The 24356-nt window shown below is 50.5% G+C and carries 20 protein-coding genes; 15 read left to right on the top strand and 5 right to left on the bottom strand.

What is annotated here, in order from left to right; all coding sequences use genetic code 11:
• Positions 1 to 26: 26 nt before the first annotated feature.
• From asnS to ACJJIL_RS11195, 3 genes are all read right to left on the bottom strand, one after another.
• The gene (gene asnS, locus ACJJIL_RS11205; protein ID WP_444897139.1) at positions 27 to 1433 is read right to left on the bottom strand and encodes an asparagine--tRNA ligase; all 1407 of its coding nucleotides are present in this window, start codon (positions 1431 to 1433) and stop codon (positions 27 to 29) included.
• A 199-nt stretch (positions 1434 to 1632) separates the two neighbouring features.
• Positions 1633 to 2106 (bottom strand): L,D-transpeptidase family protein, encoded by a 474-nt coding sequence (locus ACJJIL_RS11200; protein ID WP_444912941.1) that lies wholly within the window; start codon positions 2104 to 2106, stop codon positions 1633 to 1635.
• Positions 2107 to 2273: 167 nt separating this feature from the next.
• The gene (locus ACJJIL_RS11195; RefSeq protein WP_282932628.1) at positions 2274 to 2570 is read right to left on the bottom strand and encodes a hypothetical protein; all 297 of its coding nucleotides are present in this window, start codon (positions 2568 to 2570) and stop codon (positions 2274 to 2276) included.
• A 264-nt stretch (positions 2571 to 2834) separates the two neighbouring features.
• On the opposite strand from ACJJIL_RS11195, the gene ACJJIL_RS11190 reads away from it, so the two are divergent.
• The 5 genes from ACJJIL_RS11190 (at position 2835) to ACJJIL_RS11170 (ending at position 8250) form a co-directional block, all read left to right on the top strand.
• On the top strand, positions 2835 to 4469 hold the full coding sequence (locus ACJJIL_RS11190; protein ID WP_445361982.1) for an alpha/beta hydrolase: 1635 nt from the start codon (positions 2835 to 2837) through the stop codon (positions 4467 to 4469).
• Positions 4470 to 4520: 51 nt separating this feature from the next.
• Positions 4521 to 5762 (top strand): lipoprotein-releasing ABC transporter permease subunit, encoded by a 1242-nt coding sequence (locus tag ACJJIL_RS11185; RefSeq protein ID WP_445361981.1) that lies wholly within the window; start codon positions 4521 to 4523, stop codon positions 5760 to 5762.
• A gap of 61 nt (positions 5763 to 5823) precedes the next feature.
• Positions 5824 to 6576: a lipoprotein-releasing ABC transporter ATP-binding protein LolD gene (gene lolD, locus ACJJIL_RS11180; protein WP_445361980.1), complete on the top strand. Its 753-nt coding sequence runs from the start codon at positions 5824 to 5826 to the stop codon at positions 6574 to 6576.
• Positions 6569 to 7828, top strand: coding sequence for a lipoprotein-releasing ABC transporter permease subunit (locus tag ACJJIL_RS11175; RefSeq protein WP_444941873.1), 1260 nt, complete (start codon positions 6569 to 6571; stop codon positions 7826 to 7828). The genes lolD and ACJJIL_RS11175 overlap by 8 nt, the downstream gene beginning before the upstream one ends.
• Before the next feature lie 50 nt (positions 7829 to 7878).
• Positions 7879 to 8250: a hypothetical protein gene (locus tag ACJJIL_RS11170; protein ID WP_445361979.1), complete on the top strand. Its 372-nt coding sequence runs from the start codon at positions 7879 to 7881 to the stop codon at positions 8248 to 8250.
• Here ACJJIL_RS11170 and ACJJIL_RS11165 read toward each other — a convergent pair.
• Positions 8247 to 8771 (bottom strand): DUF2062 domain-containing protein, encoded by a 525-nt coding sequence (locus ACJJIL_RS11165; RefSeq protein WP_413665638.1) that lies wholly within the window; start codon positions 8769 to 8771, stop codon positions 8247 to 8249. The two genes, ACJJIL_RS11170 and ACJJIL_RS11165, sit on opposite strands and share 4 nt — an antisense overlap.
• Before the next feature lie 312 nt (positions 8772 to 9083).
• Here ACJJIL_RS11165 and ACJJIL_RS11160 point away from each other — a divergent pair, with 312 nt between their 5' ends.
• From ACJJIL_RS11160 to ACJJIL_RS11125, 8 genes are all read left to right on the top strand, one after another.
• Positions 9084 to 9764: a GntR family transcriptional regulator gene (locus tag ACJJIL_RS11160; RefSeq protein ID WP_445361978.1), complete on the top strand. Its 681-nt coding sequence runs from the start codon at positions 9084 to 9086 to the stop codon at positions 9762 to 9764.
• 3 nt (positions 9765 to 9767) lie between these two features.
• The gene (gene prpB / locus ACJJIL_RS11155; protein ID WP_445361977.1) at positions 9768 to 10646 is read left to right on the top strand and encodes a methylisocitrate lyase; all 879 of its coding nucleotides are present in this window, start codon (positions 9768 to 9770) and stop codon (positions 10644 to 10646) included.
• Between the two features lie 110 nt (positions 10647 to 10756).
• A complete protein-coding gene (gene prpC / locus ACJJIL_RS11150; protein WP_444905390.1) occupies positions 10757 to 11884 on the top strand; it encodes a bifunctional 2-methylcitrate synthase/citrate synthase in 1128 nt (375 codons plus the stop codon).
• 126 nt (positions 11885 to 12010) lie between these two features.
• Positions 12011 to 14608, top strand: coding sequence for a Fe/S-dependent 2-methylisocitrate dehydratase AcnD (gene acnD / locus ACJJIL_RS11145; RefSeq protein ID WP_445361976.1), 2598 nt, complete (start codon positions 12011 to 12013; stop codon positions 14606 to 14608).
• Between the two features lie 3 nt (positions 14609 to 14611).
• A complete protein-coding gene (prpF, locus tag ACJJIL_RS11140) occupies positions 14612 to 15790 on the top strand; it encodes a 2-methylaconitate cis-trans isomerase PrpF (RefSeq protein WP_445361975.1) in 1179 nt (392 codons plus the stop codon).
• Between the two features lie 625 nt (positions 15791 to 16415).
• On the top strand, positions 16416 to 19055 hold the full coding sequence (locus ACJJIL_RS11135) for a TonB-dependent receptor (protein WP_445361974.1): 2640 nt from the start codon (positions 16416 to 16418) through the stop codon (positions 19053 to 19055).
• Between the two features lie 383 nt (positions 19056 to 19438).
• On the top strand, positions 19439 to 20992 hold the full coding sequence (locus ACJJIL_RS11130; protein WP_445361973.1) for an alkaline phosphatase D family protein: 1554 nt from the start codon (positions 19439 to 19441) through the stop codon (positions 20990 to 20992).
• Between the two features lie 149 nt (positions 20993 to 21141).
• Entirely contained in the window at positions 21142 to 21387 is a 246-nt protein-coding gene (locus tag ACJJIL_RS11125) for a DUF2164 domain-containing protein (RefSeq protein WP_444941867.1), read from the top strand.
• A gap of 58 nt (positions 21388 to 21445) precedes the next feature.
• Here the strand turns inward: ACJJIL_RS11125 and ACJJIL_RS11120 are convergent, their stop codons facing one another.
• The gene (locus ACJJIL_RS11120; RefSeq protein ID WP_445361972.1) at positions 21446 to 22378 is read right to left on the bottom strand and encodes a DMT family transporter; all 933 of its coding nucleotides are present in this window, start codon (positions 22376 to 22378) and stop codon (positions 21446 to 21448) included.
• A gap of 103 nt (positions 22379 to 22481) precedes the next feature.
• Here ACJJIL_RS11120 and ACJJIL_RS11115 point away from each other — a divergent pair, with 103 nt between their 5' ends.
• Both ACJJIL_RS11115 and ACJJIL_RS11110 read left to right on the top strand, forming a co-directional pair.
• Entirely contained in the window at positions 22482 to 23387 is a 906-nt protein-coding gene (locus ACJJIL_RS11115) for a LysR family transcriptional regulator (RefSeq protein WP_445361971.1), read from the top strand.
• Between the two features lie 118 nt (positions 23388 to 23505).
• A complete protein-coding gene (locus ACJJIL_RS11110) occupies positions 23506 to 24108 on the top strand; it encodes a nitroreductase family protein (RefSeq protein ID WP_445361970.1) in 603 nt (200 codons plus the stop codon).
• Positions 24109 to 24356 lie beyond the last annotated feature (248 nt).

Here is a 24356-nt window from a genome sequence, read left to right as displayed (position 1 = left end):
AAGCCCCGCAACGCGGGGCTTTTTATTTAGAACGAGATGTTCTTTGGTGTGCGCGGGAAGGGGATTACATCGCGGATGTTACCCATGCCGGTCACGTAGGACACGATGCGATCAAAGCCCAGGCCAAAGCCCGCATGAGGCACTGTACCGTAGCGGCGCAGGTCGCGGTACCAGTCCAGGTGTTCCTTGGGTACATTCATTTCATCCATACGCTCATCGAGCTTCTCCAAACGCTCTTCACGTTGGGCACCGCCGATAATTTCGCCGATTCCCGGTGCCAGAACGTCCATTGCGGCAACAGTTTTACCATCGTCGTTCATGCGCATGTAGAAGGCTTTGATGTCCTTCGGATAGTTCATCACGATAACTGGCTTTTTGAAGTGCTTCTCAGCCAGGTAGCGCTCGTGCTCAGAGGCCAGATCAATACCCCAGGATACGGGGAACTCGAACTTCTCTTTGCAGCTTTCCAGGATTTCAATCGCTTCGGAGTAGTTGATACGGGCGAAATCGTTGTCGATGATATTCTCCAGGCGGCTGATAGCCTCCTTGTCGATGCGCTGAGCAAAGAAGGCCATATCATCGGCGCGCTCTTCCAGTACCGCCTTGGATACATACTTCAGCATTTGCTCAGAGAGATCGGCTACATCTGCCAGGTCTGCAAAGGCAACTTCCGGCTCAACCATCCAGAACTCTGCCAGGTGGCGAGTGGTATTGGAGTTTTCTGCACGGAAGGTGGGGCCGAAGGTGTACACCTTGGACATGGCCAGGCAGTAGCTCTCAACATTCAGCTGGCCGGATACAGTGAGGAAGCTCTCTTCGCCGAAGAAGTCCTTGCTGTAGTCCACTGCACCTTTATCTGTGCGCGGTAAGTTCTCCATATCCAGGGTACTGACCCGGAACATCTCGCCAGCACCTTCACAGTCAGAAGCGGTGAGAATTGGGGTGTGCACGTAGAGGAAGCCGTTCTCGTGATAAAAACGGTGAATCGCTTGGGCGATACAGTTACGTACGCGGGCTACGGCACCACTGACATTGGTGCGCGGGCGCAGGTGAGCGTGTTCGCGCAAGTGCTCCATAGTGTGGCGCTTGGGGGACATGGGATAGGTATCCGGGTCTTCCACCCAGCCGACAACCTGGACTTCGGTGGCGAGCAGTTCGATAGACTGACCCTTGCCTTCGGATGGTTTGATGGTACCGAGGATATCTACCGCGCAGCCGGTAGTCAGGCGCTGAACTTCTGACTGGTAATTGTGCAGGTGATTCTCAGCAACGACCTGGATTGGATCAAAGCAGCTGCCGTCATGTACGGCCAGGAAAGAGAGGCCGGCTTTGGAGTCGCGGCGGGTTCTGATCCAGCCTTGAACGCGGACTTCTTCGCCCTCGCGACCGCTGGATTTCAATAGGCTATCTACGGATTCGACTTTTACTGTCATTTTCTATCGGTTTCTCATTAGTCCGGAAGGTGGTGTTCTGTCAGCTTGCCTAAAAGTTGACCACCCCACCAAGGTGAAGTTACGGCGGGCATATTGACTGGTTGTAGAGGGGAAATCCAGTCCCTTGGCTATCGGGCAGTTCTTCAAAATCTCCCTAAGGACTTTGAAGAGCTGTTATGGCCTCTATCTTGGTGATGTTTCACCAGCGGATTGCAATGGGGGTGCCGATTTTTACGAGTGCCATAAACTCATCCATCTCGTCATTGGTAAGGGCAATACAACCATCAGTCCAGTTAAAACGTTGGGTGATTGGAGCGAGCCAGCCGAGTCGATTGCGCTGGCCATGGACCATAATGAAGCCACCTGGCGAGACTCCTCGAGCCTCAGCTTGAGCGCGGTCTTCGGCATTGGGATAGGAAATATGCATTGCCCGATAATAAGAGGAGTCTTCTTTTTTGTAATCCAGCGTGTAGTGTCCCTCAGGGGTTTTTTCATCGCCTTCCTGCTGCTTGTGTCCTTGGGGTTGCCCGCCGAAGGCTACATGGTAGCTCTTTATAACCTTGTCGCCATCGAGCAAGAGCATTTTGTTTTCGGACTTAATCACTTCCACCAGGGTGACTTCAGCCTGGGCAATAGTGGTTAATGTAAAAAGCAGAATGGCGATATAGCGCACGGCTTGTAACTCCAGTTGGAGGTGGTTGATTCAGGTTGCTGTGATCTTAAATTTCCGAATCAGCAAAAGGGCGGGGCTGAATTATCTTGCAGCTGCAGCTAGAGTGGGGTGCTTCACTTTGGGTGAGGCAGGCAGCTTCAGTTGAGCGCCTGCCAGAATGCGCTAGATCAGCCGCTGGGTTTTTTCACTGTGTGTAGGACGGTGTCCTGTTCAAAGAAAACGTAGAACTCGCCGTATTCCCAGCGCGTGATAGCGGGTTCGCCAATTGGCCCCTCAATACCAAGGGGTTCTCCCAGGCGTGAGGTCACATCATGTTTTTTAAGCCCACGGACTTCTTCAATGGTGAGCTCCCCACCCTGGGTGCCTACGGGTACTTCAATGGTTGTCGCCTGGGCGCCAAAAGTAAGAAGTAGTGCCATTGAGCCAGCGAGACAATTCAATCCGCTGCGGAGTCTGCTGAACATTTTTTGTTCTCCGATGTAGATGTTCCATTAGCCGTCCCATTAAAACAGAATTTCCGCCAATGCTCCTGTTATTCTTCACGTTTTCGCGCCAAGAATAGAAATAAATGCGCCTCTTTGGAATGTTAGGTGCCATGAGTTGATGGCTAAATTCTTGCAGCGCTACTACTTCGAATTTTGATGCGATTTAACAGAAGACGGCTTGGCTGGCTGTATCGGCGCCTATGCTAGGCTGTTAATTATGCTTGGCTTGTCGAGCGGACAAGAATGAGGCTGGTTAATACCTTTTCAATTCTCGGCCTTCTTATTGGTTCCATCTGCTTTGCGCTCTCCCTTACGCCATCCCTTATTCCTCGCAGTGATGTAATGCAGGGAATACTGGGCGGCGTTGCGTTCTTTGTCGGCTATGTTTTCGGCGTCTTTCTGAGTTGGCTTTGGAAATACCTGGGTATCCCCAATTTGCCGATTTCTACATGGCAAAGGCGCCTATTTGATCGAAGTGTATTAGCCGTATGTCTCCTTCTTTTTCTTGTTTCTCTCTGGCAGGGAGTGAAGTGGCAGAACTCTATCCGCGCCCTTATGGGTATGGAGCAGGTTGGATCCGTTGAGCCTATTACGATCGCTGTAATATCTCTCCTTATGTTCCTGGTGTTGTGGTGCCTTGGAAAAGGGTTTCAGCGAATAGTCCTCCTGGTGGCTTGCTATGTGGAGCAGCATGTGCCCGAGCGAGTGGCGATGCTTGTGGGTGTGTTGGTGGCTGTGCTCCTTTACTGGGCTGTTTTTAATGGGGTGCTGTTGAAAGCAGGTTTGCATGTGATTTCATCGACCTATCAGCGGCTAGATAATTCTTATGCGAAGAGTATTCCCCCTCCGGCAGACCCCAATCTTCCTGGTGGCGCCAATTCGCTGATTAAGTGGGATGACATTGGCAATCAAGGGCGCCGGTTCTTAACGCTGGGGCCGACAGAGGAAGAAATAAAAGAGGTGGCAGGTTCTGCAGTACAGCCCATCAGGGTTTTCGTTGGGCTTGATAGTGCTTCGACGCCCATGAAGAGCGCTCAGTTGGCGCTGGAGGAGTTAAAGCGGGTTGGTGCATTCCGGCGTGAGATCTTATTAGTGGCAACTCCAACCGGCGCCGGCTGGGTTGATCCCGGTGCTGTAAATTCTTTAGAGTTTTTATATCGAGGTAATACCGCCACTGTTGCGGCGCAGTATTCCTATTTATCCAGCCCGATAGCGCTGATGGCGGATGATTCTGAGGGGCTTGAGTCGGCGCGAGCACTGTTTAAGGTCATTTATGATTATTGGACGGAGTTGCCAGAAGATGAGCGGCCCCGAGTTTACTTGTTTGGCCTCAGTCTTGGCGCTCAACTTTCCGAAGACTCCTTCGACTTTTATGACATTATCGATGACCCAATTGATGGAGCCCTTTGGGCTGGGCCGCCCCTCGGTGTAGGCATGTGGAGCCGGATTGTCAGAAATCGAGATCCGGGCACTCCCGCCTGGTTGCCAGAGTTCAAAGGGGGAGAGGTGGTGCGCTTTGGTAATCAGTACGGAGGCTATATTGGCCGTGAGCCATGGGGTGAGTTCAGGATTGCATTTTTGCAGCACGCCAGTGACCCGATAGTATTCTTTAGTGTGCGCTGGGCGCTGGAAAGGCCCGACTGGTTGAACCATCCCAGAGGACCTGATGTATCGCCGGATCTCCAGTGGTACCCTCTAGTTACCGGCTTGCAGCTGCTGGCAGACTTAAATGTAGGGCTCGCTCCGTTATCTTTTGGCCATCGGTATACCCCGTGGGGATACACCTTAGCGTGGCTCGCCCTTACAGAGCCAGAGGAGTGGGATGAGGAGGCGTTGAAGCGCCTGAAGGCCCAGCTCAAGACTTACAACGTTCGGTAAACTTGCCTAAATCTTTGGATTTCCTGACGTTTTTCCGTTTAAATCGACCCTATGTTAAAACCTGTCCCCCTATTTATTGGTCTGCGCTACGTGGCTGCCCGCCGCAGGCAGCAGTTTATTTCCTTTATCAATGGCTTTTCTCTACTGGGAATGGCCCTTGGTGTTTTTGCGTTGATTGTTGTCGCTTCTGTTATGAACGGCTTCGATCGTGAGCTTAAAACCCGAATACTAAGTGTTGTACCTCACGGCTTTGTCGAGCGGGAAGGCGGCCTTGTGGACTGGGAGACACCTGCACGGCAGTTGGAAGCTCAGCCACATGTCGAAGCGACCAGCCCTTTTGTGAATGGCTACGCCCTCTTGAGTGCTCATGGCAGCAGTCACGGTGCCCAGTTCCAAGGTGTGGAACCGCAAGCGCTGCGCAAGGTGTCTACCGTCGGTGAGCATATGGTGATGGGTAACCTGGATTTGCTCGAGCCCCGCAGCTACGGGGTGGTTCTGGGGCGAATCCTTGCCCATCAGCTCAATGTGATTCCCGGAGATTCGGTAATACTGACCCTGCCAGAAGTCAGCGTGACCCCCGCTGGTATATTCCCCAGAACAAAGCGTTTCACGGTTGCCGGTGTTTTCTCTGTGGGTGCGCAGGTGGATCAGAATCTCGCGCTGATCAATATTGAAGATGCTGCGCGCCTGACCCGGATGACGGGTAAGGTCCAGGGGCTGCAGTTGCGCTTTGACGATATGGACAATGCGCTGGGGCTTGTTTCTGTTTATGCAAATGAGCTGGGCGAGGGTTTTCAGGGTGAAGATTGGGGGGATTCCCAGGGAAGTCTTTTCCAGGCAGTTAAAATGGAAAAGACCGTTGTCACGTTGATGCTGATGATTATTGTCGCCGTGGCCGCATTCAATATTGTCTCCGCATTAGTGCTGATGGTTGCGGATAAACGCTCCGATATAGCGGTGCTGCGGACATTGGGGCTCACCTCGCGCCAGATTATGGCGGTATTTGTGATTCAGGGCAGTGCCATTGGCATTATCGGCGCTTTTGCCGGTGCTGTTTTAGGCATCGTGATAGCGATGAACCTGACTGAAATGGTGAGCTGGATTGAGTCGGTAGTAGGCGCCAAGATATTTGATCCCCGTGTTTTCTTTGTTAGTTACCTGCCTTCTGAATTCCGTGTCGGTGATGCAGTGGTGGTGTTAACGGCGGCAGTTTGTATGAGCCTGCTGGCAACGATATTTCCTGCCTGGCGAGCGGCACAGATTGAGCCGGCGGAAGCTTTGCGTTACGAATAATTTATATAAGTCGGCCTGTTTTGGTGTGATTTATAGATGTTGAGAGACAGCGAATAATTTGATGAACAGTCGAGTGGAAATAGATACGGAAAAAGCGCAGCCAGCTCCGGCCCCGGATGGTGCTGTTTTGGCTTGTCGGCAATTGCGCAAACATTATCGCCAGGGAGGTCGGGACCTGGAGGTTCTGAGTGGTGTTGAGCTTGAGGTAAAGCGGGGCGAGAAATTGGCCATCGTCGGCGCTTCCGGCTCTGGTAAATCGACACTGCTCAACTTGCTTGGTGGCCTCGATACCCCAAGTTCCGGTGAGGTCTGGGTTGCGGGTAAGAATCTCGCTGAACTCAACGCCAATGAGCGGGGCTGGTTGAGAAATAGCAGTCTCGGTTTTGTATACCAGTTTCACCATTTGCTTAACGAGTTTTCCGCCCTGGAAAATGTCGCCATGCCATTACTGATCGGCAAGCGTTCAGTTGCCGAAGCCCGCAAAGAGGCCGAGGCGATGCTCACGGCGGTAGGCCTGGGTGAGCGCCTGGAGCACAAGCCATCACAGCTTTCTGGCGGTGAACGGCAACGGGTGGCCATTGCCCGGGCACTGGTGACAAGGCCTGCCTGTGTTTTGATGGATGAGCCCACTGGCAATCTGGATCGGGCTACGGCGGCAGAGATCCATAAATTGATGGATCGCTTGAATCAGGAGATGGGAATTAGCTTTGTGATTGTTACCCATGACCCGGATCTGGCGGCAGCCCTGGATCGCTGTCTGCATCTGATCGATGGGCGGCTGACTGCTGACTGGCACCAGGGTGATCATGTTTAAGCCTCTTCCCGCCTATATTGGGCTTCGCTATGCCGGTGCCCAGCGCAGAAATGACGATTCGGCCGGTTTGGTCTCATTCATTTCCGGTTTATCGATGATTGGTTTGATCCTCGGTGTCGCCTTGATGATTGTGGTGATGTCGGTGATGAATGGTTTTGACCGGGAATTGCGCGAGCGAATCCTGGGAATCATGCCCCATGTCACTATTTACAATGGGAGCCCTGATGTGGATTGGGCCCAGTTGCGCCAACAATTGGTTTCCGACCCCGCGGTTCTCTCCGCGGCAGAAGTGTGGCAGGTCAATGCGCTCGCCAGGCGTGGGGCTGAAGTGACGCCGCTGTTGGTGCAGGGGGTCAACCCGGAGACAATTACTGAAGTCTCCAATATCGGGGACTTCCTTGAATCCTCATCCTTCGATGCCTTGCTTGACCCGTCTGAACCGGGTGTGGTTCTGGGTAAAGGGCTCGCTGAAAAGTTGGGGGTTGAGGCGGGTGATTACCTTTCCCTGATTGTGCCAAATAACGATAGTGCCACCGGTGCACGCAAGGCAGCCAGGGTTGCTGGATTTAAAGTTGCGCAGGTTTTTCACTCTGGCACTGTATTGGACCAATCTCTCGCCCTGGTTGCCTGGCAGCAGGCCAGGGCTCTGGCTGGAGGTGGCGGTGGGGCAGGGGTCCAGTTACGGGTCAATGAAATGCTCGAGGCCAACTGGATTATGCGGCGTCTTCTGCAAGACCTGCCTCGGGGCAATTTCTACGGCACTGATTGGAGCCGAACCCACGGCAACCTCTACCAGGCTATTCAGATGTCCCGCAACCTGGTGGGGTTACTGGTTTTCCTGATTATTGCGATTGCCGCTTTTAATGTGGTTTCCACTTTAGTGATGGTGGTTATCGATAAGCATACCGATATCGCCATCCTCCGCACTATGGGGGCCAGTACTCGACAGATTTTGCTGACTTTTGTGAGTCAGGGGGCGCTGGTCGGGCTTGTGGGGGCTGTAGTTGGTGGTGCGTTGGGGGTGTTGGGCTCGCTGACGGTGACCAAATTGGTAGCGGGGCTGGAATCAATGCTCGGCATCCAGTTCCTAAAGTCTGATGTCTATCCCGTGGATTATTTGCCGTCCCAGTTGGTATGGGGAGACGTGGCACTGGTTGTGGCGGCGGGCTTTCTGCTTAGCTTGCTGGCAACTTTGTATCCGGCCTTTAAGGCCAGTCGGGTTCAGCCGGCAGCGGCCTTGCGCAATGAATAAGTCGGGCCGGGCTTTTGGGTAGGGTATCAATTTTTAGAAGATATCTACCGGTGCCCGCCGCAATTTTGGCTTGGGTGCTGGCTGCCTGTTTTACCTTGATGCTGGATGGGTGGTACCTAAGGGTTTTTTGTCCGCCTGATATGCGTAGTGGTTCCGTTTGCTACGCAGAGGGGTGGGAGATCTGGCCCATTTGGATTGTTTCACTGGGAGCGGTACTTTCAGCGTTTATGGTGGTGTGGGCGGCCGCGTTGGCTGCGGCTACCGCCAAAATTAAGGTGGCCCGCAAGGCTTTATTTGTTGGAGCTATTGCAGCTCTGGCGCTGGGTGCTCTTACCGAGTATTACCTGCAGGCATTGCTGGCAATTGCCTCAGGGGCTGTTGCCTGTTGGTGCCTGCAGAGGGTTTACAGTGGGAAAAATTAACTGACCGCTGATCGCCTTTGGATTCTCAATTTCCATCTTTTCACAACGTGCCAGCGCCAGAGGGCACGCATGGCAAAATAGGCCACTGTCGCAAAGAATGCCCCAGCAATCAGAGAGCCGGTAAATAGTGGCAGCCAGATCTTCCCGACTTCACTGGTCAACCATTCCCACGACAGTTCGATGCTGAAATCCACCGGTGGCGCCCCTAGAACCCAGGCGCCGAGCTTGTAAGTGCTAAAGAAAATAGCCGGCATGGTGATCGGGTTACTGATCCATACAAGGATCATCGACAAAGGTAGATTGCAGCGCAGCCAAAGTGCGAGCAGGGCGGCAATAACCATTTGCCCTGGCAAGGGGAGGAAGCTGGTAAATACGCCAACCGCAAATGCGACCGAGACTGAGTGTCGGTTCAAATGAAAAAGGTTGGGGTCGTGGAGAAGAGTCCCCAGAAATTTGAGGCCGTTGTTGGCTCTAACTTCTTCGGGGCTTGGCAGCCATCGCCTGATAATACTCTTCGGCATAACTCTGTCTGTAACCTGGGTGGTGGCAGCCTAAAACAAGCGCTGTTCCGAGGCCTGGATATTCTTTCTGTGGGATTTTCCCTAAGCCCCAAATAAAGCATAGTGCGCTCGCGTTAGTCGAACAGGCTCATCTGGCGCGGGCGCTATTATGCCCACTTAAACATGGCAAGACTACTGCTCTGTTGAAAGTCACCTATTTTGCCCTATTGTCAACAATCCTTAATGTTTAATCGGGGATGCCTGCAGTTGACGAGAGAATGCTGGTGATTTAATGTCATGTCCCATTAAGATTGTCGACAATCCAGGTCTTGCATGACTGTAGTTGGTACTGCCGGTTTAGCTTCAGAGGAGCGCCAAAGCCTTGCTGAACGCTTATTTCTGACTTTGCGCGCTGAAATTGTGGAAGGGCAAATCGCCTCTGGCAGCAAAATTAGCGAGCCGGAACTTGCGCGTCGCTTTAATGCCAGTCGCGGGAGTTTGCGCGAAGCAGTGATGCGCCTGGAGTCTTTGGGGCTGCTGGAACGCAAGGTCAATATTGGAGCACGGGTTGTAGAGTTAAGTGAGCGCGGCTTACTGGAACTCTATGAAGTTCGCGAAGCCCTTGAGGGTATGGCTTGCCGTCTGGCAGCGGAACAGCGCACTGAGGAAGACCTGGTTGAGCTGCGCCAAATGCTCTATCACCATGAGCAGCAGGAAGAGCTGCAGGCCGGTAAGGCGTACTTCCAGCCGGAAGGGGATTTTGATTTTCATTTCCGCATCGTGCAGGCATCAAAGAATGATCTTCTGATCGATACCCTGTGCAATCGACTTTATTACCGTGTTCGTATGTATCGCTACCAATTGGGGATGGCCAGTCCCCGGGCCCAGCGGGCTTTCCGCGAGCACAACCATATTATTGAGGCCATTGAGGCCGGGGATGGTGAGCTGGCGGAGCTGTTAATGCGTCGGCATATCCGCGCCTCGAGAATAAACATTGAAAAGAAACTGAGGTAGAGCATGAGCCAAAAACCTTCTGCTGGCGCGCGTTTCCGCGCTGCACTCGCCGAGAATCAACCGCTGCAAGTGGTTGGTACCATCAACGCCTATTCCGCCATTATGGCCGAACGTATTGGTCACAAGGCGATTTACCTGTCTGGCGCCGGTGTTGCCAACGCCTCCTACGGTCTGCCGGACTTGGGTATGACCAGTCTCGATAATGTACTGGAGGATGTGCGCCGTATATCTGCTGCCAGTGAGTTGCCGCTTTTAGTGGATATCGATACTGGTTGGGGCGGCGCTTTCAACATTTCCCGCACCATTAAAGAGATGATCCGCGCTGGTGCCGCTGCGGTACACATCGAAGATCAGGTAGCGCAGAAGCGCTGTGGCCATCGCCCGAATAAAGAGATTGTTTCCAAGCAGGAGATGGTCGACCGTATCAAAGCGGCGGTAGATGCCCGTACTGATGACGATTTCTTTGTAATGGCTCGCACCGATGCCTTTGCACAGGAAGGGCTCGATGCGGCTATTGAACGCGCCCAGGCTTGTATTGAGGCTGGTGCCGACGGCATTTTTGCAGAAGCGGTTACTGAGTTGGAGCACTATCGTGCCTTTAAAGACGCGCTAAATGTGCCGATTTTGGCGAATATTACCGAGTTTGGTAAAACCAAGCTGTATAACGCCAAAGATTTGGGCGAAGCGGGCGCAGATATCGTACTGTATCCACTGTCGGCGTTCCGTGCGATGAACCGCGCGGCGGAAAATGTTTATACCAGCATCCTGCAAAATGGCGATCAGCAAGCGGTTGTCGATACCATGCAGACTCGTGAGGAGCTGTACGATTACCTGAATTATCACGAGTTTGAACAGAAGCTGGACGAACTTTTCAATAAGTAGGCCTTACGGAGTTATTCAGAGGCTCCCAAGCAGCCCGGTGCGAAAGCCGGGCGCTGCGCTTTCAATTGGATGAACACAGCAAATGTGTATACAACAGGGGAAATAAGAAGATGGTAGAGAAAGCATTGGGCGGTGCTGGTCTGCGCGGCCAGGTAGCAGGTAAAACTGCACTTTCTACAGTGGGCAAATCCGGTTCCGGCCTGACTTACCGCGGTTACGATATTAAAGATCTGGCCCAGCACTGTGAGTTTGAAGAAGTTGCCTACCTGATTTTCTATGGGGAATTACCCACTGAGGGAGAGCTGGCGGAATACAAGGCGCTGCTGAAAGCCAAGCGTGGCCTGCCGCAGGCATTAAAAGAAGTGCTTGAGCGCATTCCGGCTGATGCCCATCCTATGGATGTAATGCGCACCGGTTGTTCCATGTTGGGTAACCTGGAAGGTGAAGAATCCTTCGCCCAGCAGTTGGATAAAGCCAATCGCCTGCTGGCCGCATTCCCCTCCATAATCTGCTATTGGTACCGTTTCACCCACGACAATGTGCGCATCGAAACTGAAACCGATGACGACAGCATTGGCGGCCACTTCCTGCATATGTTGCGCGATGAGAAGCCCAATGAACTGCACGAGCAGGTCATGAATGTTTCCCTGATTCTGTATGCAGAGCACGAATTTAACGCATCTACTTTTACCGCTCGCGTTTGTGCCTCCACTTTGTCCGATCTGTTCAGCTGCATCACCGGTGCTATCGGCACTCTGCGTGGTCCTCTGCATGGTGGTGCCAACGAAGCGGCAATGGAACTGATCGAGCGTTTCTCCAATCCAGACGAAGCAGAGAAAGAACTGTTGGGCATGCTGGAGCGCAAAGAGAAGATTATGGGCTTCGGCCACGCCATTTACCGCGAGTCCGACCCGCGCAATGAGATTATCAAAGGCTGGTCTGAAAAGTTGGCTGAAGATGTTGGTGATACCGTGCTGTACCCGGTATCTGTTCGCTGTGAAGAAGTGATGTGGCGCGAGAAGAAATTGTTCTGTAATGCAGACTTCTTCCACGCTTCCGCGTATCACTTTATGGGTATTCCCACAAAATTGTTTACCCCGATTTTTGTAATGTCCCGCGTTACGGGCTGGGCTGCACATGTATTCGAGCAGCGCGCTGATAACCGCATTATTCGCCCGAGTGCGGAGTACGTAGGTGTTGAGCCCCGTACAGTAACTCCAATCGCTGAGCGCGGTTAATTTTCATTTCACTTTTGAAATGAGGCACACCCGGTGTGCCGGCTCCAGGTTGCCTTTGGTGAGTGGCCTGGAGCCACCCTCAGAAGAGACACGATTTTAAAAAAAGATTCGACTGATTTACCTGCTATGAATACTGATTACCGCAAATCACTGCCCGGTACAGACCTCGATTATTTCGATACCCGAGCCGCTGTTGACGCGATCCAGCCCGGAGCCTATGCCAAACTGCCGTATACCTCACGTATTCTGGCGGAAAACCTGGTGCGTCGCTGCGAGCCGGCAAAACTGACCGACTCCCTGAAACAGATTATTGAGCGCAAGCGCGAGTTGGACTTCCCTTGGTTTCCAGCCCGAGTGGTGTGCCACGACATCCTCGGCCAAACCGCGCTGGTAGACCTGGCCGGTCTGCGCGATGCCATTGCCGATAAAGGCGGTGATCCCGCCAAGGTAAATCCAGTTGTTCCCACCCAGTTGATTGTGGATCACTCCCTCGCGGTAGAGCACCCCGGATTTGAGAAGGATGCTTTTGAAAAAAATCGTGCGGTAGAGGAGCGTCGTAACGAAGATCGCTTCCACTTTATCAACTGGACCAAAACCGCATTTGAAAACGTCGATGTGATTCCCCCCGGTAACGGCATCATGCACCAGATCAATCTGGAGAAAATGTCTCCGGTGGTGCAGGTGCGCGAGGGCGTGGCCTTCCCGGATACCTGTGTCGGTACCGATAGCCACACGCCGATGGTAGACGCTCTGGGTGTGATTTCTGTGGGTGTTGGCGGCCTGGAAGCTGAGAGCGTGATGCTTGGCCGCGCCTCTTATATGCGTCTGCCGCATATTGTTGGAGTGGAGCTCACCGGAAAGTTGCAGCCGGGTATTACTGGTACCGACTTGGTATTGGCTCTCACTGAATTCCTGCGCCGTGAGCGCGTGGTTGGAGCCTACCTGGAGTTTTACGGTGAGGGGGCTTCCAACCTGACCCTGGGCGATCGCGCCACTATTTCCAATATGACTCCAGAGTATGGCGCTACTGCGGCCATGTTCTCTATCGATAAGCAAACCATCGACTACCTCAAACTCACCGGCCGCGATGATGAGCAGGTAGCATTGGTAGAGAAGTTTGCCAAGGAAACGGGCCTCTGGTCTGACACCTTGAAGGATGCTGAATACGAGCGGGTACTGAAGTTTGACCTGGATACAGTAGGTCGCAACCTTGCTGGCCCCTCCAACCCCCACGCGCTGCTGCCGGCCTCAGAACTGGCTAATCGTGGAATCGCTAAAGCCTGGGAAGAGAAAGCCGGTGAGATGCCCGATGGTGCTGTGATTATTGCCGCGATTACCAGCTGCACCAATACCAGCAACCCGCGCAATATGATTGCCGCAGGCCTGATTGCCCGCAATGCGAACAAGCTCGGCCTGACCCGCAAGCCCTGGGTCAAGTCCTCCCTGGCACCGGGTTCCAAAACGGTAAAAATGTATCTGGAAGAGGCCGACCTGCTACCGGATCTGGAGCAGATGGGCTTCGGCGTAGTGGCTTTCGCCTGCACCACCTGTAACGGTATGAGCGGTGCCCTGGACCCGAAAATCCAGCAGGAAGTGATTGATCGCGATCTGTATGCTACTGCAGTCCTGTCCGGAAACCGCAACTTCGACGGTCGTATCCACCCCTACGCCAAGCAGGCTTTCCTGGCTTCACCGCCGCTGGTCGTTGCCTACGCTATTGCCGGCACCATCCGGTTCGATATTGAAAAAGATGCGCTGGGATACGATGCCGATGGCAACCCGATTACCCTGAAAGATATCTGGCCCAGCGATGAAGAGATCGATGCGATTGTACGTCAGAGCGTGAAGCCACAGCAGTTCCGCGATGTGTATATTCCGATGTTCGAAGAGCGGGATGCCGCAGAAGAGCAGGGCCACGCACTCTACGACTGGCGTCCGATGAGCACCTATATCCGCCGCCCACCTTATTGGGAAGGTGCCCTGGCAGGCGAGCGCAGCTTGAAGGGGATGCGCCCGCTGGCGGTGCTGGGTGATAATATCACCACCGATCACCTGTCTCCGTCCAATGCCATTCTGGCCAGCAGTGCTGCCGGTGAATACCTGGCGAAGATGGGCTTGCCGGAGGAGGACTTTAACTCCTACGCGACCCACCGTGGCGACCACCTCACTGCCCAGCGTGCAACTTTCGCCAATCCGAAGCTACTCAACGAAATGGTGCGCGATGATAACGGCGAAGTCCGTCAGGGCTCCCTGGCTCGTGTCGAACCGGAAGGGCAGGTTACCCGTATGTGGGAAGCCATCGAGACTTATATGGATCGGAAGCAGCCTCTGATTATCATTGCAGGTGCTGATTACGGGCAGGGTTCTTCTCGTGACTGGGCTGCGAAAGGTGTGCGCCTTGCCGGTGTGGAGGCGATTGTTGCCGAAGGCTTCGAGCGAATTCATCGCACCAACCTGATCGGTATGGGTGTATTGCCGTTGGAGTTTAAGCCGGGCACTACTCGTGAAACCCTGGGTATCGACGGTACCGAGAGTTTCGATGTAATCGGTGAGCGCACTCCCCATGCCACGCTGACCTTGCTTATCCACCGCGCTAATGGTGAGACGATTGAGGCTCCTGTTACATGTCGTCTGGATACCGCAGAAGAAGTTTCCATTTATGAGGCTGGGGGTGTTTTGCAGCGCTTTGCCAAAGACTTCCTCGAAGCAGAAGCGACGGTCTGAGTTATGAAGTTTGCTCCTCAAATAAAAATCCCCGCGACTTATATGCGCGGGGGAACCAGCAAGGGTGTTTTCTTCCGCTTACAAGATCTGCCCGAAGTTGCACAAGTGCCGGGGCAGGCCCGTGACAACTTGCTGCTGCGCGTGATTGGCAGCCCGGATCCCTACGGTAAGCAGACCGATGGTATGGGTGGCGCTACTTCAAGCACCAGCAAAACGGTAATTTTATCGCCCAGCGATAAAGCCGATCACGATGTGAACTACCTGTTTGGTCAGGTTTCCATCGATAAGCCGTTTGTTGATTGGAGTGGTAACTGCGGCAATCTCACCGCCGCCGTGGGTGCCTTTGCCATCAATAGCGGTTTTGTAGAGCCCGACAGAGTGCCAGAAAATGGCATCTGCACCGTGCGCATCTGGCAGGCCAATATTGGTAAGACCATTGTTGCCCATGTACCTATGACCAATGGTGAAGTTCAGGAAACCGGGGACTTTGAGCTGGACGGAGTGACGTTTCCGGCGGCTGAAGTGGAGGTGGAATTTATGGACCCTGCCGACGGTGAGGGTGCCATGTTTCCTACCGGTAACCTGATCGATGATCTGGAAGTGCCCGATGTAGGTGTGCTCAAGGCCACCATGATCAATGCTGGCATTCCGACAATTTTCGTCAATGCAGAAGATATTGGCTACACCGGCACTGAATTGCAGGATGCCATTAATGGTGACAGCAAAGCACTGGCGATGTTTGAGAGCATTCGCGTTCACGGTGCGGTAAAGATGGGATTAGTTTCTACCATTGAAGAAGCAGCCAATCGCCATCATACCCCCAAGGTTGCTTTTGTCACTAAACCGCAGGATTACACTGCATCCAGTGGCAAGGCAGTGGCATCTTCCGAGGTTGATCTCCTCGTGCGCGCCTTATCTATGGGCAAGTTGCACCACGCCATGATGGGCACGGCAGCAGTAGCTATTGGCACCGCTGCGGCGATCCCGGGCACTTTGGTTAACCTTGCAGCTGGCGGGGGAGAACGCAACTCTGTTTGCTTCGGTCACCCATCGGGTACCTTACGTGTGGGTGCTCAAGCCAAAGAGGTCGATGGTCAGTGGACTGCTACCAAGGCCATTATGAGTCGCAGCGCCCGAATCCTAATGGAAGGTTGGGTGCGAATACCTGGCAATAGCTTTTAGGACTTTGGTGATTTCTTTACAGGGGGCCTTTTGGCCCCTTTTTATTTCCTACTGTAAAAATGATTAGGAATCGGTTTTACATTTTTACTCCAATCAAATTTAATATTCCGTATATATTTAAATTAATAGGCGAATATTAATCTCAGTAATCCTGACAATAACTTTTTTTCCGGTTTTCCTGTGTTTTCCGGTAGGTTTTTATCTGAGAAAAAAGGCTGTGTTTTTATCATTGTGAGACAGGGCTTGCCTTAATAGTCACATCTAGGTCTGTTTAGATATAGCCTTTATTGCTCAGCGTACGTATATTTAAGGCCTGCTGTTGGGATGCGAGGCTTTGGGTGAGCAAGCAGATAGACTCTAAAAAATCCCCAATATTCGTAGAAAGCTGGTGTATGAATCCTACGGTTTCAGTACTTACTTGACTTGCTGGTCGCAGCTAGTGGCAACAAATTGTGAACTAGTCCTCTTTGTCCTAGTCGCGATCCGCTCTATCGTATCTGAGTTTCTTACGTCCCTTCTTTTTGAGATTTTAGCCTAGCCGCCGTACTGCCGACGGCCCTATGGGATGGCCATTCATTAAAAAATAAATGTGGCTTTCCTTTTGCAGCAGATTGGAGAGACATCAATGAGAATTAAAAAACCACTTACCTTTGCAATTGCAATGGCAAATGTCGCGGTAGTGTCGGCTTGGGCTCAGGAAGATAGCCAACAGGATGACGATTGGGCGCTGGAAGAAGTAACGGTTACCGCAACCAAGCGCGAAACCAATTTGATGGACACCCCCGTAGCGATCAGTGCATTTACGCAAGAAGAGCTCGATCGCCAGGGTATTAAGAATGTAAAAGATCTGGGCAACACTATCCCCAACGTGGATATTGGCTACGATGCCTCCCAGTCCTCCCCAGTAATTTCTATGCGCGGCGTGCGCTCTACTAATACCACTGAGTTTGGTGACCCAGCTGTTGGCTTACACTTCGACGGTATTTATTCTTCGCGTCCCCAGTCTGCTATGGCAATGATGTTTGACTCTGAAAGGGTTGAAGCCATGCGTGGGCCACAGGGTACCCTTTATGGACGCAACTCCACAGTAGGTGCCATTAATGTTATCTCCAAGAGACCGGTAATTGACGAATTTGAAGGTTCAGTCGGAGTTGAGCTTGGTCGCTGGAATCAAGAGCTGGTAAAAGGTGTTATTAATATTCCGGTTTCAGATACCTTTGCTCTTCGCGCATCCTTTATGGACGAGACCCGGGATTCCTATCTAACTGGTTACTACGACGCAAACCAGTATGACAACCGTTATATCAACGCGGACACTCTTGGTGCCACCACTCTTTCTGATGATGCAGCGCGCACATTTACTCAGGATGGTAATTGGTGGGCATCTGAGGATGTTTCCCTGGTAAGAGCTGACGCCGATGATTTCTACGGAAATGTTGATCAGCAGGCAGTACGTATTGGTGCTCTATGGGAACCAACCGAAGATATCTCCTGGTATGCCGTTGCTGAGCATTATCAGGACAGCAGTGCCGGCGGCATTAACACCATTGATTGTGATAAAGCCGATGAGCGCGATGACGGTGTAAATTGCGAAACTTATTACGGCTCTGGTGCGGATGAGTACACAGTCGCGGTTAATGTTCCTGGTGAACTTGACCTAAGCATGTCTTCATTTCGCTCCAATTTCCGTTGGGACTTTAGCGATAGCATGGCGTTTGTGTATAACACTGGCTATGCAATTCAAGAGCGCAGTAACCTGATTGATGTAGATGCAGGCCGTAATACTTGGGATATGAGTATGAGTATTACCGACTCAGAAAATATCTCTTACTCTCACGAATTGCAGCTGCAATCTACTGGAGATGGCCCCCTGCAGTGGATTACAGGTCTGTTTTACTTCCAAGAAACTACAGATCTGAATGGCTACTTCCTTGCATCACTCGATAATGCAACATTTTGGGATCAACCAGATAGGACAATCGAAGCCAGTGCGGTGTTCGCACAGGCTACTTATGATCTTTCCGATGCTTTACATTTAACAGTTGGTGCTCGTTATACCAAAGATAAGAAGAGTGACGAGGGCGGCTATAACTTAAGCTGTACTCGTGATTGGTCAGCAGATACTGAAACTACCGGAGAATATGGCTGTTTCCCCGCGTATGACCAGGCCCTCTTCAATGAGTTGTCTACTGGTTATTTCGCAGATAGTTCAATTTACACTGCTATCGCGCCTAATGATGCTAGTGATGACTGGGAAAATACAGACTTCCGTATTGGTGTTGACTATGACTTAACTGATGAGGTAATGCTCTATTCATATATTGCATCAGGCTTTAAGTCAGGTGGCCTTGGGGACACAATAATTCAGTACGAACAAGATGCGGACACAGCTGAATATATCTTGGATGGTGATGGTAACCGTATTGTTCAGCGAGAAATTAGCACCAATTATGATGAAGAAACAGTTATAACGTGGGAGTTAGGTGCAAAAGGTACTTTCCTTGACGGTCGATTAAACCTTGCTAGCACATTTTTCCTTTCAAAATATAAGGATATGCAGCTGGCTGCACCGGATACGGCATATACCTACTATGTTGAAGAGCGGGATGATGAAGGTAATTTGACCGGCGAAATTACAACTGAGCCTTATGTTATCTACCTGACTAAGAATGCTGCCAGAGCAGATATCATGGGGTTGGAGTTTGAATTTGACTGGGCCCCTTACCCGAATGGTCGAATTAGCGGATTCGCCACTTGGATGCAGACGGAAATCACTTCTGACTTTGTGAATCGCTGGAACTTCAATAACCAGTCTTTGTTTGAGATTGAAGACTGGGGCGCAGCTCACGATAATAGCAACGAAGAACTCTACCGTAACCTGAAAGGAAATGAGCTGCCTGCATCACCTGAGTTCAGCTTTACTATCAATTATGACCACACCTTTGAGTTAGCCCACGGTGGAGCGATCATTCCATTTGTCGGTATTCACTGGGAAGATGAGTCTTACCTGACCTACTGGAATGTTGACAAGCACGATTTCCCCACTGGTGATACTTCTGCTTTTGATGACAGCCGTGATTCTTTCTGGATGGTAAATGCTTCCGTGAAGTATGTAAGCCCGGACGATCAGTGGAATGTTGAAGCCTTTGGCAACAACCTGACTGACGAAGTTGTTCCGTACTATGCAGATGGAAGTGATGGCCTGGTATCTGGTCCATTCTCTACCCCAATGAGCTACGGTGTGCGCTTTAACTACAACTTCTAAGTAGTTACTAAGCGAGTATGATAAAAGCCGGACTGTATTATGCAGTCCGGCTTTTTTATTGCCTAATGAACCTCTCACTGATCAATATACTATCGGCATGATGTCGCAGATCTAATGATGTAATTAATTCAGCTGTTCTGGAAAAATATTATTGTGAGCTATCTAGAGCAATAAATAATCTGTTGCTGTAATTACCCCAAAACATGTGTTGTAAGCTATTTGGAAGCAACTGCGAGTGTAAATACTTGCAGGGGAATTTTAGCTTTCCATTGGAATAGGATCTCACTTTTTTAAAGGGCGTTTAGCCTTAACCTGTTTGTCATCATCGTTTGCTTCACTTGCGCGTCAACATTCATACCGTGGCAAGGGCAAGGCTGCTTACAATGAACAGATTTGATCGACGGACGCTTTTAAAATGGGGTGGGCTGTTAACCGTTAGCGCTATGGCGCCATCGCTGAGGGCCAGTAGTGATGTGCTCGATTATGAGTATGATGGGCTCGCTAGTACCTCGAGCCACTTTATGCATGGTGTAGCCTCCGGAGACCCAACAGCCAATTCGGTTATTATTTGGACAAGGGTAACCACTGAGGAGGTTTCTCCCCTTGTCTATTGGGAAGTTGCTCTCGACGATACATTTGGCCAGGTTGTTTCATCCGGGTATCTGCAAACGGATGAATCAAAAGACTTTACGGTTAAGCTGGATGTTACAGAGCTAAACTACGGTCGGGATTATACCTACCGATTTAAGTACCGGGATCAGACTTCTTCTGTCGGTCGCATAAAACTGGCTCCAGCGACTAGCGAGGATGCTTCTTTTCTTAAGTTTGTTGTCACTTCCTGCTCACATTTTGAGCATGGGGAGTTTGTAGGCTACCGGGATATGGTGGAGCGGGAGCAAAATATTGATGCTGTTATCCACCTGGGGGACTACTCGTATGCATCCTCAAATTCTGGTGACTACCGTAAGTTTGAGTACTCTGACTTCAAATTTGATCGGGAGAGTTACCGAGCTAGATACTCTGAAATTAGAAGGGATGCATTTCTACAGCAAGCACATCAAATGCACACCTGGATGGTGATTTGGGATGATGGCGACCTGAGAAATGGTGTCTGGCGAGAGGGGCCGGAAATCAACGGAGCTGACTTCGAAGAAGTGATGGAAGCTGCAATGGAAACCTTCTTCCTTTGGATGCCAATCCGTTTTATTGCGCCGAGGCGAGTATGGCGCTCTGTTCCTTATGGTGAAATGGCTGATATCTTCTTCCTGGATATGTGCTTCTATGATCGGGATGAGCCAATCAATGATATGCCGGATAACTTCAAGAAACGGCAACCTATATTTTCTGAATTTGATTACCCTGGCCGCAGTATTATTGGTCAGGAACAGGCGACATGGTTTGAGCAGGCCATTAAGCAATCCAGTGCGCGTTGGCGAATAGTTTGCTCTGGGGCACCGGTTTTTGAATGGTGGAACAATTACTCCCCGAGTGCCTGGCGAGGATACCCCCAATCCCATAACTGGTTATTGAATTTATTTGGTGAGCTTGAAGACAATATCGTGGTCTTGTCCGGGGGGTTACATAAAGCAATGGCCTCAGGGCTCGCCTTAGATCCCTTTGCGGATGATTACAATGCGGGTAGAGATAATGTCGCGATTGAAATAACGGCTCCATCCCTGACCCGCGGGGATGGTGGTGCTATTTGGTACGAAATCGCAGATAACCGTAGCACCGAGACTACGTTAAAGAAAAATCCTCATATGAAGTTCCGCAAAGGGAATAGAGCAGGTTACTTGATTAGTAAATTTGAAAGTGATCAGTTTACAGGTCGATGGCGGCTCTATGAAACAGTAAGATCTATAAATGGTCCGAGCGCTGATACTTACGGAGATATTGTCAGTGAGTATGGGACATCAAAAATTAAAGTAGTGGATTAGGTATTATCGCAACAAATAATCGATAGAGATTTGAATTTGGATACCTCTCCCCTGAGATATATTGTAGAAAATTCTATAATTGCTTGGGGGCGCCACGACTAATATATTTGTGTCATACTTGCATGCTTTCTTTAATACAAGGTAGAAGTATGTCCGAAATACAATTGGAAGAGAGACGGAAATTAGAGCTAATCGAGAAGGTCAGGGGCTATCTGTCTAAAGAATTTGAGCTGGAAATTGGCGGTTTTGAAGCGGAGTTCTTTATTGATTTCCTTGCAAAGGAGTTGGGGGCCGGGTTTTATAATCAGGGTTTACATGATGCTCAGGTAATAGTGTCCTCTAAGTTGGAGGATATTTCTGATGCAATTTATGAGATAGAAAAGCCTGTCGACTAGAATTATTGCACCTGTTGATGACAGTACGATTCTATCTCTTATATGCTGTTCAGTGATATTATTCCTTAGGTTTTTCCGCCTGGATAAATAGCATGGCTGCAAAGACCAACACTATTCCAGGTATGAAGCTGATATTAAAGTTTGCCATTTCCAATACTATGGCCACTATTAGTACAAATATCGGATTCAAGAAACTATATGCTGCTACTTTAGTTGCCCCGATCCTTAATGTACTGAATTGCAGCAGAAAAAAACTAATTAAAGTTGAGAATAAGGCTAAATAGAATAGCCCGCCGTAAGTCTCGGTGGGTATATTTCGCCATTCTATCTGGTTTAAGTTTGGAAAAGAGAGCAATAGTAACCAGAGCGCACCAAATAGAATAACCCAGAATGTCATGACCTCTGTAGGCTCCCCTGAGTGAACCTTCTTGATAAGCGGGTTATATAAACTGAGTGATATAGCACCTAGGGTGAATATCCAATCCCCTTTGTTTAGGTCTAGCGTTATCGCTGTTGTGATACTCCCCTTGAATACAATCCAGGCTGCACCCAGAGTCCCAAGGGTTAGGCCAATAACTTTGCGGGTGCTGCTCCGCTCGCCATTGATGATCAAAGTAAAGATGGCAGTCATCGCCGGAACGGTTGTAAAAAGAGCGCCGGTATTTACTGCGGTGGTGTATTTGAGTGCTTCAAACATACACCAGAAAAAGACAACCAATGGGATACTGAGTAGTGCATACCCCAGTAGTTTTTTGGGCTCTGGAATCTGAATCCCGTGCTTTAAAAATATGAAGGGTGCAAATAGTCCCGCCGCAATTAAGAATCGAATCAACATCATGGAATCCGCTGGGAGTGAATCGGCGATTAACTCCCCAACAGGAAATGATCCTGCGACCAGTAGTGTACAAAGTATCATCAGGCAGTGAACCCACCAGAGCGAGGTGTTGGGGCTTGTAGTTGATGGGGTTATGCCCCTGGTAAGCTCACTCATGCTTCTTCCCTCTATTAGCGAGAGATAAGTGTAAGTCGTTTCTGGTAAACTGATAATCCAGCATTATAGACACTCACTGTTGAGGAGAAGGAAACAGTCGCTTATGGAGACAATTGCAGCGATTCCAATATTTGTGACTGTGGCAGAAACCGGTGGCTTTTCCCCGGCGGCAAAGTTACTTGGCATCTCAAAATCAGCGGTAAGCAAGCGGGTTACCCAGTTGGAGCTGCAGCTTGGGGTGAAGCTTTTGCACAGAACTACGCGAAAGTTGAGCCTGACGGAGGCTGGGGAGCATTTTTATGAGCACGCACGCGTTGCTTATAAATCGGCCAAAGATGCACAAGACGCAGTTCTGCAGCTACAGGGGGAGCCTCGGGGGCGCTTGCGGATCAATGCTCCTATGTCCTTTGGTAGATTGCATTTGGCTCCGTTAATTCCCGTATTTATGAAGCGTTACCCCGAGATTAGTATCGACATGGTACTGGACGATAAAGTTGTCGATTTAGTGGGGGAGGGCTTTGATATAGCCATTCGCGGAGGGGACCTTCCCGATACCAGCCTGATTGCCCGCAAACTTGCACCTCTGAAAAGTGTACTCTGTGCGTCACCTTCCTACTTGAAGGCATTCGGAGAGCCCACAGAACTGGAGCAGTTGAGCGCCCATAATTGCCTGATTTTTACTTATTCCAGGGATGTGAAAGAGTGGGGTTTTATCAAAGACAATCACTTAAATACCATCGAGGTGAAGGGTAACTACCAGGTAAATAATAGTGAGGCACTGAGGGAAGCTCTTCTTCAGGGTGTAGGGATAGGCCGCTTACCCACCTTCGTGGCAGGACCAGACATTGAGGCTGGAAAGCTAACTCCTCTATTCGAGGAGTACCAGATGCCTGCCAAGTCTATCTACGCGGTTTTCCCTGAGCGGCAGTTTATGCCAGCCAAAGTCCGCGCCTTTATAGACTTTGCAATAGAGTACTTTGGCGGCGATACACCTTATTGGGATCAGTAAACTGTTAACCTTTCGTCAACAGTAAGTCTCCGCCGAACCCCATTATCAACGATAAGGAAACCCAATAAGCTTCTTCTCATCGACATTCAATCAACGAACGATAGTCAGAGAGAAACTTATGGAATTGTTTAAAGCTGTTGAATCCCGCCGCTCGGTTAAGCATTTCGATGTCACTGCAGAGATGCCTGCCGAGGACTTCACCCGTCTGGTCCAGGCGACTATGTTGTCGCCGACTTCTTACAATATCCAGCACTGGCGCTTCCTGCGCATCACTGACATTTCCCTCCGTAGCCAGCTTAAAGATGCAGCCTGGGGACAGCAGCAAGTAGAAGATGCTTCTGAGTTGGTCATACTTTGTGCAGATATTAATGCCTGGAGCGATCGGCCGGAGCGGTACTGGGCCGATGCGCCGAAAGAGGCTCGGGATGTGTTAGTGCCAATGCTAACTGAATTCTACAAGGGTAAGCAGCAACTACAGCGGGACGAGGCTATTCGAAGCTGCGGATTGGCAGCACAAACCATGATGTTAGCGGCAAAGTCGATGGGATATGACACAGGTGCAATGGTTGGGTTTGACCCAGAGAGAGTCGCTGAGCTGATCAATTTGCCCGAAGGTTATTTGATCGGGATGATGATAGTGATTGGAAAAGCGGCAAAAGTTGCGAATGAGCGTGGTGGACAGCTGTCGATAAATGACGTCCTGTTCGAGAATAGCTTTTGAGGTGATGAGAAATAGGGGTGAAACGCTATTGAGGCTCTTTTTTTTAGTAGGTCGCAAGGATTAATTATGTAAATTATAAAGGCAATCATAGTGTCTATTTGCTGACGTTATCAAAGTTTCGTTATGCTTGCCTACCTCAAATAATAGATGTGAGATAGAGCAACATAATAAAAGCTCCCTTAGGCTCAGAATGAATTCTTTTCATTGATATTGGAAACGTGAAGTGTGGCTTATGCCTACAATTTTCT

This window comes from Microbulbifer maximicatervae (SeqCode) (genome assembly GCF_052468095.1).
Note: the sequence above shows the minus strand (reverse complement) of the source record. Positions and strands in the feature narration are given on the sequence as shown.